Raw genomic sequence first — 13375 nt, 5'->3', positions numbered from 1 at the left:
AATCCGACCGTTCAGTAGTTTGATGTATTTGGCGCATCTTGCGAGAACTCCGCTCTAAAAAAATGCTCATGTACTTGATGTACACTCCGCTTTTTTTAGTTCGGAGTTCTCACAACCTGCACTCAAATCCGACCGTTCGGGTTTATGGAGTTGTATTCTGCGAACTGGATTTAACAATCTAGCCCGTATTAGGCGCAGCTGTATAGACCGGGAAGTTCGAAGCCTCATCATTCCCGTATTACGGCTGCGCCTAATACGGGCTACGACTTATGAAGTAGAAGGATTATCGCAACTTGTAAAAATCCGACCGTGGAAGGGGATGGTGAGTACTTAAAAAAGTACTCGCTCTATTTTTCTTCTTTGGCTTTAGTGGATTTGGGTTTTGTTGTTTTTGCCTTTTTTGTGGGCTCTTCTGTTTTGTTTGCTTTCTTGGGTGCGGCTTTTGTGGTTTTAACGTTCTTTTCTGGCGCTTTTGATTTAGGCGTTTTTTCTTCTACTTTTTCTTTGATTTTTTCTTTGACTTTTTCAGTTTTAGATTCAGGAGCAACGGGTTTTTGAGTTGGGACTTCTTCGTTGTCGTTAATCACAGAGGGTGATTCCATGATGTCGTGGATTACGTCTGGTTTAAATTTTATTTTAGGTTCTACACCATCGATTAATCGGTTAATGTTGTTCTTGTGTTTGTAGAGTACCAGCAGGGCAATAAAGAATAATGGAGGGAATATATCCAGCCGACCTACTACAAGTAATGAATAGAAGGGCGATAAGGATATGGCTACGATAGAAGCTAAGGATGAGTATCGTGAAAAATTAGCTACTAATAACCAGGTTGTGGCAACCATGACCCCAATAATAAAGTGAAAGCCGAGCAATGCTCCAATCGCTGTTGCAACACCTTTCCCTCCTTTAAATTTAAAAAACACGGGAAACATATGACCAATAACAGCAGCCAAAGCTGTAAATGCTATAACTGCCGGGGTCGCGCCAAGTGCTTTGGCGATTAATACAGGAATGGTTCCTTTAAGAACATCTCCAATCATTACAAATGCCGCATATTTTTTCCCGGCTATACGAAGGACATTGGTTGCTCCCGGATTTTTTGAACCTTCTTCTCTTGGGTCAGGTAAACCAAATAATCGACAAACAATGATTGCTGAGCAGAATGAACCCATTAAGTAAGCAAGAATTACCAAGAATAGAAATAGAGTCACCGGGAGCTCCTTTAGCAAAATTATTTTTTATTATGAGATAATCTTTATGTTCTAGCAACTGAAAGTTATTCATTATGAATTGCGTGATTCGAGTAATTAAAATTCAAGAGACGGGTTCTTGAATAACCCGATCAGGGATAAGGCTTTCGGGGCGAAAAGTTGGCTTCATTTTAGTGATAATGACTCTATAAATGGAATATCAGGGTAAAAAAAGAGCCTGCAGGTTATTGGTAAAGCGTCTTCCTAATGGAGATACTTGCCAATGATCATGATTCAGAACGATAAGATTTTTATCCTGGGCTGTTTTTAATTTGGGGAGCAACAGATTTAAATCCAAACCCGTTGTTCGATTGAATAATTCCAGCGGGATGGGTTGTTCCAGGCGAGTAGTATTTAACATGAATTCGAATAATAATTCTTCATTAGTTACTTCTTCAATATGAGCCAGGTAGGGTTTGTCCTGATTTAAATAATCTTTAGGTTGACGGTGTTTTCTGGTTCTTAGAATTGAGTGTGCTGTGGTAATTTTTCCATGTGCACCGGCCCCTATTCCCAAATAATCGCCAAATAACCAATAATTCAAATTATGTCGGGCCTTTTTGTCTGGTTGTGAGAACGCTGAAATTTCATAACGTGTATAACCTGATTTCTGTAACAGGCTAAAACCTCGCTCTTCTAAAATAAAAGCATCATCTTCTGATGGAAGAGGCGGTTTTTCTTTGTAAAATACAGTATTTGGTTCTATGGTTAATTGGTACCAGGATAGATGTTCTGGCTGATGGCTTAATGCTGTGGCCAAATCAGCAAGTCCTTGTTCGATACTTTGATTTGGCAAGCCATGCATGATGTCGAGATTAAGATTATCAAAACCGGCTTTTCGTGCAGCACCGATAGCTGCATGGGATTGATGTTCGTCATGAATCCGTCCCAGAGCTTTTAAATGAACCGGGTTGAAACTTTGAATGCCCAGGGACAGTCGATTGATTCCTGTTTGTCTGTATTCTGTAAAACGCTGTTGTTCAACACTCCCCGGATTGGCCTCCATAGTAATTTCAATATCGGGAGCAAAAGGAAGCAGTTGCTTTAACTGGGTAAACAAGGAGTCATAGGCTTCTGCAGAAAAGAGGCTGGGAGTGCCACCTCCTATGAAAATTGAAGTGATTTCTCGAACCGGAAATCGGGATAAATCGGATTTTAAGTCTTCAATTAATGCACGAACATAATGGTCTTCCGGTAAAGCATCAGGGCTTTTATGAGAGTTAAAATCGCAGTAAGGGCATTTCCGAATGCACCATGGAATGTGGATGTATAAAGATAATGGAAGCATTAAAATTTTTAGACTGGCTTGTTTGAGAATGCGATAGTATCATGACAACTGTTTTGTCACCAAATAAGTGATAGTGAACTATGAGAGAAAAGCCAATTTGCAAACAGAGAACGGTGATTGCCAAATCACGGTTGTTTACTGTTGAAGAAATGCATTTAGAGTTTTCTAATGGCGCAAAAAGAGTTTATGAACGCATTAAAAGTCATGGACACGGCGCTGTATTGGTAGTTGCTTTAACTCCTGGAGAGTCATTACTATTGGTTCGGGAGTATGCTGCGGGAACTGATAATTATGAATTGGCTTTTCCTAAAGGAGTTATTGATAAAGGTGAGACTCCTGTTGAGGCAGCAAATAGAGAGTTGCGGGAAGAAATTGGATTCGCGGCTAAAGAGCTTCATTGGTTACGCACCATGAGTATGGCTCCTGGTTATTTTGGATCGCGAATCGAGGTGGTTATCGCTCAGGGATTGTATCATTCACCTTTGCAAGGGGATGAACCGGAACCACCAGAAATGGTTGAGTGGCCCCTAAGTGCTGCTTTGGAGTTACTAGAAAAACCGGATTTTACCGAGGCGCGCAGTATTGCTGCGCTATTTTTAGCTAAAGAGTGGTTAGATAAGAGGAAATAACATGTCGAAGAAACGAGTGAGAGTCGCGGTAACAGGCGCAGCAGGACAAATAGGTTATGCGCTACTGTTTCGAATTGCGTCAGGCCAAATGTTTGGAGCTGACACTGAAGTAGAATTGAATCTTTTGGAACTTGAGCCTGCTCTTCCCTCACTGGAAGGCGTTGCTATGGAACTGGATGATTGCGCTTTCCCATTATTAAAACGTATTGTCTGTACAGCGGATATGAATGCGGCAATGGATGGTATTAACTGGGCATTATTAGTCGGTTCAGTACCACGTAAACAAGGTATGGAGCGTTCTGATTTATTGCAGATCAATGGTGGTATATTTACCAAGCAGGGTCAGGCAATTAATGATTACGCCAGCGATGACGTCAGAGTCTTTGTTGTTGGTAATCCATGTAATACCAACTGTTTGATTGCCATGCATCATGCAAAAGACATTCCTAATGATCGCTTTTACGCAATGACCACCCTTGATGAGTTAAGAGCAAGAACTCAATTGGCTAAAAAAGCCGGTGTTGATATAACGGCTGTAACTGAAATGACCATCTGGGGTAACCATTCTGCAACTCAGTATCCTGATTTTTATAATGCTAAAATTAATGGCGTTTCTGCAGCCAAAGTGATCACGGATGAAGCCTGGTTGAAAGATACTTTTGTATCAACTGTTCAACAACGAGGCGCCGCGGTTATTAAAGCACGTGGTTCTTCTTCTGCTGCTTCAGCTGCCAATGCTATTATTACTGGCGTTAATCATTTAGTAACGGATACTCCTGCAGGTGAGTCGTTCTCTATGTCCCTTCGTTCTCAAGGAGAATATGGCGTTGATGAAGGCTTGATCTTCTCTGTACCTTGTCGACGTGAGAAAGGTGAGTTAATTGTAATTGATAATTTACAATTAAATGAATTTGGTCAGGAGAAGTTTAACATCACTCTAAATGAGTTGAGACAAGAACGCGATACAGTTAAAGAGCTGGGATTGCTGGATTAGAAACTTTAGTTTTATTGCACTTGGACTTCATGCTCCAGGTGCTCCTCACGTGTTCTACGTCATCCTCGCGAAAGCGGGGATCAATTAAGCAAACACAATCAGGTGCTCATTTGGTGCATCGATTTCCGCCTTCGAGGGAATGACGTACAGTATACTCAGATGGGCTATTAACCAGTTGAATAGTTCAATGCCAGGAATCTTCAGTGTGTTCACGCCGATGACAAGCTAATAAAATGCGCAAATTAAGATTAATCAATGTCGATTTTTAAAGAGTGAGGATAGCTCAGGGTTAAACGTAGGTTCACGGTTTAAAAACTGGGTTTAATTGACTCTGATTCAACCATAGTGGGAACTGACGGTTTTCTTTCATGACGATTAGAGTATTCTTCGCTTTGATAGATTTGAAAAAATATAGAATTATCCAATATGGGTTTGGCTGTACCGTTACGTAATAAGGTTGAAATCGATCGACCATTGGATAATATGTCATTGAGTTTATGAACTAATAATTCCACTTGTTCATATGGTTCCTTTTGTTTATGTATCATGTTGGGCGAATGTTGAATTATCGCTTTTGCCAGTTGTTCGTCGGTTAAATACAGAATGAGTCGAGTTTGAGATATTTTGATAAAGTTTTTTTCCGAATTCATAATCAAATCAAATAGAAATTCCGGGTGTTTTTTTAAGTGTTCATTCAATTTCTGACTAAATCCATGTCTGTCGCGATTGTCCAACATTGCCTGGGTCAGTTCATTATGATCCAGTTTGGCATACGGCTTTCCTGTTTTTGCAGTGAGCCAGACGAGCAGATCATCTTCAACTCGAGAATGGTTTAGAGCGCTGAATTGAAACTTTGGAGATACTTTCGGATGCGACAAAACCTTATTCCAGTCTATAGAGGGCATATGATGAAGTTTAGCCATCGCGTCCATGGATTTTCTGATGTCATCGAAATTAACCCTCCATTTTTCAATATTGGGAAGAGCCTCTCTTATTGCTCTCAGTAAACTGATGAATGTGTTTTTTGCATTAGGATTGTAGTGGTCTGTTGCTTCTTTTAGTTGTTGAACAGCTGGATAGGTGTACTTGCCATTTCTCATTGCTTCTAAATGAAATACAGATTGTAAGGATTTTAGCAATGCGGAGAATGGGTCTTCCATACACAATGTTCCTTTATAGGCCCTTCTATAAAAGTAGTTTATAAAAGCCATAAAAGCCAAATTTTTTACACAATGAAGTTAAAATCGCACTCTAAATCAATAATATCTATTGAAATAATAAATATAATCGATTTTATTTATATATTGATTTCACCTAAATTAATGGTGAGAGATAGATTAATTTACCCAGGAGTATTTTTATGATTACCGTAGGCAATAAATTTCCAAGTTTTCAAATTAAATCAACCGTCAGTAATGATTTGAATAATGCTTTTCAGGTTATTACGAATGAAACGTATCAAGGGAAATGGTTGGTTGTATTTTTCTGGCCTAAAGATTTTACTTTTGTTTGCCCTACTGAAATCGCTGAATTTGGTAAACTGAATTCTGAGTTTGCTGATCGGGATGCTCAGGTGCTTGGAGGCAGTACAGATAGTGAATTTGTACATTTGGCATGGAGAAATCAGCATCCGGATTTGAATCATTTACCTTTTCCAATGCTGGCAGATGTAAAACGAGAGTTGTGTAGTCAATTAGGAATATTAGATGAACAGGAAGGTGTTGCTCAAAGAGCTACTTTTATTGTTGATCCTCAGGGAATTACTCGTTTTGTGATGGTTACCGATTTAAATGTAGGACGCAATCCAGCTGAAGTGTTACGAGTTCTTGATGCCTTACAAACTGATGAACTCTGCCCATGCAACTGGAAAAAAGGTGAAGAAACCATCCATTTAAAATAATTACATACTGAGGTACGCACCATGATTGAGAATATTAAAAACTTTTTGCCAGAAATTGCTAAAGACATCCGTTTAAATCTAGGCAAGGTTCTGGATGTTTCCATGAATGATGGATTGAGTAAACAACAGATTTTAGGCTCTGCTCTGGCAGTTGCCTATTCGTTAGGCGATAAAGAGCTCATTACAGAAATCAAGGAGGAAATTGATGATGAACAGGTGATTAATGCCTCACAATTGGCAGCAAGTTTAATGGCAATGACCAATATTTATTATCGATTTGTCCATTTAACCGAAAATCCTGAAGTGGAACATATCCCTGCCGGGTTAAGGATGCAGGGTATGATGAATCCAGGCGTTGACAGAGTTACTTTTGAAACCTTGTCTTTGGCAGTTTCTTCACTTAATGGTTGTGGTACGTGTATTAGTTCCCATACCCATCAATTAAAGGAACACGGATTTTCAGCCGCAGCCATAGCTCGTGTAGGCAGAATAAGCGCTGTAATTCATGCGGTGTACGTAAGTAAACGATTTCGATAGTTGGTGATTTGTACAAGACTTTGAGTAACGACAAGGTGCGGGTATAAAAACCCGCACCCGATTAAGATCGTGTTACTTAATTACGCCACAGGCAATTCGAGCTCCACCACCACCTAGAGGGGGAGTATCAGTATAATTATCACCATCGGCATGAATCATAGTAGTTAAACCTTTTAAATCATTTAATTTTAATCGAGGAGCAAGCGTGGGGGTGTTGGCTATTCCTTCTTCAGATACATAAAGTACCGGCAGATCACCCAGATGTCCGTTACCGTAAGGGCCCTGGTGGCTATTGGTATTAGCGGGATCATAATGACCACCTGAATTCATACCGTCAGCACCGCAATCAGGATGTTGGTGCAAATGGAAGCCATGTAGTCCAGGAGTGAGTCCTGTCAGATTTGGCTTAATCAACAGTCCAAAGGGCGTTTCGGTAAATACTACCGATCCGAGGGCGTGCTGATTGGCTCCAGTTGTATTGATTGTAGCCGACATTTCTGCTGCATGGGCTGTATTGAAGCTGAGAAGTGAAGCAATAATTAGAGTAGAACATTTTGTCATTTTTTATCCCTAGTGTGATGTTCGTGTCATAAGTATTACTCAAGATAAAGATTTATACCACAGGACTTACGAAAAACGCCCAATTTCTTTGTGAGAAGGAATCGTAAATTCGGTCAGAAACCGTCATCTCGAACGAAGAGAGCGATCTCCTGAAACCGTCATGGTGCCTGCATTGGGAGATCCTTCACTGCGTTCAGGATGACGAAATATCGGACGGTATACCTCATCTCGAACGAAGTGAGAGATCTCCTGAAACCGTCATGGTGCCTGCATTGGGAGATCCTTCACTGCGTTCAGGATGACGAAATTTCGGACGGTATACGTCATCTCGAACGAAGTGAGAGATCTCCTGAAATCGGCATGGTGCCTGCATTGGGAGATCCTTCACTGCGTTCAGGATGACGAAATTTCGGAGGGTATACGTCATCTCGAACGAAGTGAGAGATCTCCTGAAATCGGCATGGTGCCTGCATTGGGAGATCCTTCACTGCGTTCAGGATGACGAAATTTCGGAGGGTATACGTCATCTCGAACGAAGTGAGAGATCTCCTGAAATCGGCATGGTGCCTGCATTTGGAGATCCTTCACTGCGTTCAGGATGACGAAATTTCCTAGGTAATTGAAAAGTTATAGCAATTCCTTTTGCCTCGACCTTGGGTTTTTTCATAAGCCCTGTATTGATGAAAAACGACCAATTTCTTCATTAAATTCATCTCTTTGTAAAAAAGTGGTTGCTGTAAAACAAGCAGGGTTTATACTTTCTATTTTGATGTCTTTAACTAGAGAGCACTCATGGAATTGAGAATTGATAATACCCCGTTTAAAGCCTTGTTCCAGCCTTTGGATTTAGGTTTTACACAAATTAAAAATCGTTTGTTGATGGGGTCTATGCATACAGGCCTTGAAGAAGATAAAGAAAGTTTAATGCGTTTGGCAGAATTCTATCGTGAACGTGCTTTAGGCGGGGTCGGTTTAATTGTTACTGGCGGTTTTGCCCCTAATCGATCAGGACGTTTGGCACCGTTTGCGGCGAAACTGACCAACAGCAAAGAACAGCATCGACACGAATTAGTGACTCATACCGTCCATGAAGCTGGCGGCAAGATAGCCATGCAAATTTTGCATGCCGGCCGTTACGGCTATCATCCATTTATCGTTGCTCCCAGCGGCATCAAATCGCCAATCAGCCCTTTTAAACCTTGGGTAATGAGTCAGTGGCGCATTAAAAAAACCATCAAACATTTTGCTCGTTGTGCCCGGCTTGCACAAGCTGCTGGTTACGATGGGGTTGAAATAATGGGCAGCGAAGGGTATCTGATCAATCAATTTATCGTATCTCATACGAATCATCGCCGTGATGAGTGGGGCGGAAGTTACGAAAACCGTATTCGCTTCCCTGTTGAAATCGTGCGGGCTGTCCGTGAAGCGGTTGGTGAACAGTTCATTATCATTTATCGATTGTCCATGCTGGATCTGATTGCTGAAGGAAGCAGCTGGGAAGAAGTAGTAATTTTAGCTAAAGCTATAGAACAAGCAGGAGCCAATATAATCAATACCGGTATTGGCTGGCATGAGGCTCGTATACCTACCATTGGAACCATGGTTCCTCCTGCAGCATTTACTTCCATAACCAAACATTTGAAACCGGAAGTGAGCATTCCGGTTATAACTTCTAACCGTATTAATACACCGGAACTTGCTAATCAACTTTTAGAAGATGGGTTCGCGGATATGATTTCCATGGCCAGACCTTTATTGGCTGATCCGCAATTTGCTGAAAAAGCAAAACGTGGTGAATCTGAAGCGATTAATGTCTGTATCGCCTGTAATCAAGCCTGTCTTGATCAGGTTTTTGTCAACAAATCAGCGTCCTGTCTGGTTAATCCACGCGCCTGCAATGAAACAGAAATAGTCTATCAAGCGGTTCATAAGCCTAAATCGATCGCGGTGGTTGGTTCAGGTCCCGCAGGTCTTGCTTTTGCGGCTGTAGCTGCAGAACGAGGGCATCAAATTACTGTATTTGAACGAAGTGATCGTTTGGGTGGTCAGTTTAATTTGGCGAAACAAATTCCTGGTAAAGAAGATTTTCAACATACGCTGAATTACTTTAAGTACCAATTGCAAAAGTTTAAGGTCGATCTGCGTTTGAATACAGAAGCCAATGTCGATTTGTTAAACGACTTTGACGAAATCGTACTTGCCACAGGCATCAAGCCTCGTACTCCGGATATTAAAGGTATCGATCATGAGAAAGTGGTCAGTTATATCGATGTAATCAATCGAAATAAACCTGTTGGTGAGCGAGTAGCGATTATTGGCGCCGGAGGCATTGGATTTGATGTCGCTGAATTTTTAACTCATGAGCATCTATCAACTCTTGATCAATTTTATGAGGAGTGGGGCATTGATATTAAAGGAGAGCATCGAGGCGGGCTTCGACCTGCGCAAAATGCTCCAAGCCCTCGTGAGGTTTATTTATTGCAACGTAAAAAAGAAAAAATGGGGAAACGTTTAGGCAAAACTACAGGCTGGATTCATCGATTAAGTTTAAAGCATAAAAAAGTCAAGATGATTTCCGGAGTCAGTTATGAAGCCATTGACGATCAAGGTTTGCATATCAAATTGGATGAAAAACCACAAATTTTGAATGTTGATACTGTAGTTATTTGTGCGGGGCAAACCGAGTTAAAAGAATTATATGATCCGTTAAAGCAAATGGGTAAATCAGTGCATTTGGTTGGGGGTGCTTATAAAGCTTTAGAACTTGATGCACGCCATGCCATCGATCAAGCATGCAGGTTGGCTGCTCTAATATGAGCAGCCTTGCTGTTGTTATTAATCCCGAGTCAGGTGGTGGGCGGGGTAAAAAAATCTGGCTGAAGGTCCAATCGGGATTAAATACACTATTTGATAAAATGACTTACAGGATCTCGGCTTGCGGCGATGAACTGACGCCTTTGACACAGGAATTATTGTCTGATAAACCGGATTATTTATTAATTATTGGTGGAGATGGTACTTTAAGTTATGCGATCAACGGTATTATAAAACAGGATAAAATAGAGATTCAAAAAACTAAAATCGCATATTTTAATGCGGGATGTGGGGGCGATTTTATCAGACAATTTCCAAAGCAGGATATTATCCAATTTTTAGACCGTTTAAAAAATAACCAATTTGTGAACTGTAACATTGGCAAAATTAATTTTATTGATCAGCCTCCCCATTATTTTATCAATATCGCCAGTTGTGGTCTTTCAGGACAGGTTGTTTCGACAGTGAGTAACAGTCGATGGTTTAAAAAGGTGGGCGGTTCGGTTAATTATTTTCTTCATTCATTAGTGGCTTTATTTACTTACAAAAGATCACCGGTACGAATTCAAATCGATGATGCTTCATTTTTTGATTGTTCTCTACTTTTATTGGCAGCATGCAACGGGCAATTTTTTGGCGGTGGTATGCATGTAGCTCCAAAGGCAAAATTGGATGATGGGCTCATTGATGTAGTGCTCTTTGGTGATTTCACAACTTTTAACGCTCTTCTGAAACTACCTGAAATTTATTCAGGAACTCATATTTTGGATAAGAACGTACAATACGTACAGGCAAAAAAAATAACTATTGAACCAAAAGATAATAGTATTATTCATGTTGAGGCAGATGGGGAATCTATTGGGCATTTACCTGCAACATTTGAATTACTAGAGGATACTTTTGCTCTCATCGTTTGACTTAGCTCAAACGACGTATTTTAAATGCACTACAGAAACACCTGGTGAAGCAATGCTGGCGTTTTGTTGTTTGCCCCTGAGATCCATCTACTTTTTGTTCTAATTTAAATCATTTTTGACAGAATAAAACCTATATTTTTAAATGTAAATGGCCTACTTTTTAAGAGAAAATAAATAAATATAGTGCATCATCCTGTTTATTTTGTTATTATACTGAGCAATTTTTATATTACTTAACCTTTTCAGGTTTACGCTTTACTATATCAGGAACACTATGACTCAAGAAATTACCAATTTCTCTGCCTTTAATTTTTCAGATGCTTTGAATAAAGCACTAGAGGATATGAAGTTTACAACCCCTTCGCCTATACAAGCACAAACTATTCCGTTGTTATTGCAAGGGCGCGATGCCATTGCTTTAGCTCAAACAGGTACTGGTAAAACTGCCGCTTTTGCTCTACCGATACTACAGAATTTATCATCTTCAATTCAGGGGACACAGGCTTTAATTATAGCGCCTACCCGTGAGTTAGCCATTCAGGTTGCTGAGCAATTTGAAATATTAAGTAAACATCAACGTGGCACTACTATTGCTGTATTGTGTGGTGGCCAGGAGTATGGTCGTCAATTAAAACAATTACGTGGTGGCGCGCAGGTTGTGGTCGGAACCCCGGGCCGTATCCTGGATCATATAGACAAAGGTACTTTACCTTTGGACAATTTACGTACGTTCATTCTGGATGAAGCAGATGAAATGTTGCGTATGGGTTTTATTGAAGATGTTGAAACAATTCTGGCGAAATTACCCGAGAAAAAACAAATCGCATTATTTTCCGCGACTATGCCACATCGCATTCGCCAAATCGCCAATACCTATTTAACTGATCCGGCTTCTGTCGAAATTCGAATGGAAACAGCGACAGTAAAAAGTATTGAACAGCGCTTTCTGTTTGCTTCAGGTCATCAGAAACCTGATGCCTTGGTACGTGTTCTGGAGGTTGAAGATTATCAAGGTGTTATCGTATTTGTTCGTACCAAAAGCAGCACAGAAGAAGTTGCCGAGTTATTGCAACAACAAGGACTGCGGGCAATGGCAATTCATGGTGATATTACCCAGGCATTGCGTGAACGCATTATTTCTCAATTTAAATCGGGTGCTATTGATATATTGGTTGCTACTGATGTTGCGGCACGTGGTTTGGATGTAGAACGTGTAACTCATGTTATTAATTATGATTTGCCCCATGATAATGAAACGTACGTGCATCGAATTGGCAGAACCGGAAGAGCAGGTCGCTCCGGAGTGACTATACTGTTTGTGACGCCTAAAGAATCACGCTTAATCAGCAGTATTGAACGACATACGCGTCAACGTATAGAAAAAGTCAATGTACCTAATGATCATATGATTCAAGTGGCCAGACAACAGCGTTTTATGGCAAATATAACAGAGCGTCTGGAACATGCAAATCTACCATCCTATAAGCGTATCGTTGAAGAATACATTAAGGAAAATGAAGTCTCAGCAGTAGATGTTGCGGCAACCCTCGCTTTATTGTTGCATAAAGATTTACCCTGGAAAAAAGAATTGGCTTTACCTAAATCACCTCGACCAGCTAAAGAAGGTCGAGTCAGCAGAAATGGTGATGGCCGCTCAGAGCGTACCTCACGTTTTGGTGAAGACAGAAAGGGATTTGGAGGCGATCGTAAAAGTTTTGGCGGTGATAAAAAAGCTTTTGGCGGTGAGCGAAAAAACTTTGGCGATGATCGCAAAAAATTTAATGATGAATCAACTGCCCAGGATTTGTTCCGAATTGATGTGGGTAAAGTTCATGGTGTAAAACCCGGAAATATTGTTGGGGCAATTGCTAATGAAGCCGGTTTACAAAGTCGATATATTACGGGTCTTAAAATTCATGAAGATCATTCTACTGTTCGACTTCCTAAAGGTATGTCTAAGGAAGTAGTTCGAGATCTTACTAAAGCATGGGTTTGTGGTCGACAATTGAATTTAACCTTAATCGGTAGTGCTTGAATAGATAGGCAGGGAAGTTAAACCGCTTCTCTGCACTAAGTGATTTAAAAAAACTCGGGAGTAGCGTTATCCCTAATACAATGAAGGATCTCCTGAATGTGGCGCAATGCCTGCATTTGGAGATCCTTCACTACGTTCAGGATGACAGAACTGAACCGTCATCCCGAATGCAATGAGGGATCTCCTGAGTGTGGTGCAATGTCTGCATTTGGAGATCCTTCACTGCGTTCAAGATAACAGAACTTAACCTTCATCCCGAATGCAATGAGGGATCTCCTGAACGTGGTGCAGTGTCTGCATTTGGAGATCCTTCACTACGTTCAGGATGACAGAACTTAACCGTCATCCCGAATGCAATGAGGGATCTCCTGAGTGTGGTGCAATGTCTGCATTTGGAGATCCTTCACTGCGTTCAGGATGACAGAACTTAACCTTCATCCCGAATGCAAT

11 protein-coding genes are annotated in these 13375 nt (G+C 40.7%); 7 read left to right on the top strand and 4 right to left on the bottom strand.

From position 1 onward, the window contains the following. Window positions 1–347: 347 nt before the first annotated feature. Window positions 348–1211 (bottom strand): glycerol-3-phosphate 1-O-acyltransferase PlsY, encoded by an 864-nt coding sequence (plsY, locus tag IZU94_RS09965; RefSeq protein ID WP_203110290.1) that lies wholly within the window; start codon window positions 1209–1211, stop codon window positions 348–350. Between the two features lie 199 nt (window positions 1212–1410). After that, window positions 1411–2538, bottom strand: coding sequence for a radical SAM family heme chaperone HemW (hemW, locus tag IZU94_RS09960; protein WP_203110288.1), 1128 nt, complete (start codon window positions 2536–2538; stop codon window positions 1411–1413). Between the two features lie 80 nt (window positions 2539–2618). On the opposite strand from hemW, the gene nudE reads away from it, so the two are divergent. Next, a complete protein-coding gene (nudE, locus tag IZU94_RS09955; protein WP_203110286.1) occupies window positions 2619–3167 on the top strand; it encodes an ADP compounds hydrolase NudE in 549 nt (182 codons plus the stop codon). 1 nt (window position 3168) lies between these two features. Continuing rightward, a complete protein-coding gene (locus IZU94_RS09950) occupies window positions 3169–4161 on the top strand; it encodes a malate dehydrogenase (RefSeq protein WP_203110284.1) in 993 nt (330 codons plus the stop codon). A gap of 308 nt (window positions 4162–4469) precedes the next feature. Here IZU94_RS09950 and IZU94_RS09945 read toward each other — a convergent pair whose 3' ends face one another. Next, the gene (locus tag IZU94_RS09945) at window positions 4470–5321 is read right to left on the bottom strand and encodes a hypothetical protein (protein ID WP_203110282.1); all 852 of its coding nucleotides are present in this window, start codon (window positions 5319–5321) and stop codon (window positions 4470–4472) included. A 200-nt stretch (window positions 5322–5521) separates the two neighbouring features. On the opposite strand from IZU94_RS09945, the gene IZU94_RS09940 reads away from it, so the two are divergent. Both IZU94_RS09940 and IZU94_RS09935 read left to right on the top strand, forming a co-directional pair. Further along, complete coding sequence (locus IZU94_RS09940; RefSeq protein WP_203110280.1) at window positions 5522–6061, top strand: peroxiredoxin; 540 nt, start codon at window positions 5522–5524, stop codon at window positions 6059–6061. A gap of 21 nt (window positions 6062–6082) precedes the next feature. Further along, entirely contained in the window at window positions 6083–6598 is a 516-nt protein-coding gene (locus IZU94_RS09935) for a carboxymuconolactone decarboxylase family protein (RefSeq protein ID WP_203110279.1), read from the top strand. Window positions 6599–6670: 72 nt separating this feature from the next. On the opposite strand, the gene IZU94_RS09930 is transcribed toward IZU94_RS09935, so the two are convergent. Then, window positions 6671–7159 (bottom strand): superoxide dismutase family protein, encoded by a 489-nt coding sequence (locus tag IZU94_RS09930; RefSeq protein WP_203110278.1) that lies wholly within the window; start codon window positions 7157–7159, stop codon window positions 6671–6673. Between the two features lie 792 nt (window positions 7160–7951). Here IZU94_RS09930 and IZU94_RS09925 point away from each other — a divergent pair. The 3 genes from IZU94_RS09925 to IZU94_RS09915 all read left to right on the top strand — a co-directional run bounded on the left by IZU94_RS09925 (window position 7952) and on the right by IZU94_RS09915 (window position 12925). Beyond that, window positions 7952–9976, top strand: a complete 2025-nt coding sequence (locus IZU94_RS09925; RefSeq protein ID WP_203110277.1) for an NADPH-dependent 2,4-dienoyl-CoA reductase — start codon at window positions 7952–7954, stop codon at window positions 9974–9976. Then, window positions 9973–10890, top strand: coding sequence for a diacylglycerol/lipid kinase family protein (locus IZU94_RS09920; RefSeq protein WP_203110276.1), 918 nt, complete (start codon window positions 9973–9975; stop codon window positions 10888–10890). The genes IZU94_RS09925 and IZU94_RS09920 overlap by 4 nt, the downstream gene beginning before the upstream one ends. Window positions 10891–11164: 274 nt before the next feature. Continuing rightward, window positions 11165–12925 (top strand): DEAD/DEAH box helicase, encoded by a 1761-nt coding sequence (locus IZU94_RS09915; protein WP_203110274.1) that lies wholly within the window; start codon window positions 11165–11167, stop codon window positions 12923–12925. The last annotated feature ends 450 nt before the right edge of the window (window positions 12926–13375 follow it).

Source organism: Legionella bononiensis (assembly GCF_016786215.1).
GTDB lineage: Bacteria > Pseudomonadota > Gammaproteobacteria > Legionellales > Legionellaceae > Legionella > Legionella bononiensis.
Note: the sequence above shows the minus strand (reverse complement) of the source record. Positions and strands in the feature narration are given on the sequence as shown.

Coding starts and splice junctions, on each gene's coding strand:
- hemW (WP_203110288.1), bottom strand. CDS start 2,538: ATGCTTCCATTATCTTTATACATCCACATTCCATGGTGCATTCGGAAA.
- nudE (WP_203110286.1), top strand. CDS start 2,619: ATGAGAGAAAAGCCAATTTGCAAACAGAGAACGGTGATTGCCAAATCA.
- IZU94_RS09950 (WP_203110284.1), top strand. CDS start 3,169: ATGTCGAAGAAACGAGTGAGAGTCGCGGTAACAGGCGCAGCAGGACAA.
- IZU94_RS09945 (WP_203110282.1), bottom strand. CDS start 5,321: ATGGAAGACCCATTCTCCGCATTGCTAAAATCCTTACAATCTGTATTT.
- IZU94_RS09940 (WP_203110280.1), top strand. CDS start 5,522: ATGATTACCGTAGGCAATAAATTTCCAAGTTTTCAAATTAAATCAACC.
- IZU94_RS09935 (WP_203110279.1), top strand. CDS start 6,083: ATGATTGAGAATATTAAAAACTTTTTGCCAGAAATTGCTAAAGACATC.
- IZU94_RS09930 (WP_203110278.1), bottom strand. CDS start 7,159: ATGACAAAATGTTCTACTCTAATTATTGCTTCACTTCTCAGCTTCAAT.
- IZU94_RS09925 (WP_203110277.1), top strand. CDS start 7,952: ATGGAATTGAGAATTGATAATACCCCGTTTAAAGCCTTGTTCCAGCCT.
- IZU94_RS09920 (WP_203110276.1), top strand. CDS start 9,973: ATGAGCAGCCTTGCTGTTGTTATTAATCCCGAGTCAGGTGGTGGGCGG.
- IZU94_RS09915 (WP_203110274.1), top strand. CDS start 11,165: ATGACTCAAGAAATTACCAATTTCTCTGCCTTTAATTTTTCAGATGCT.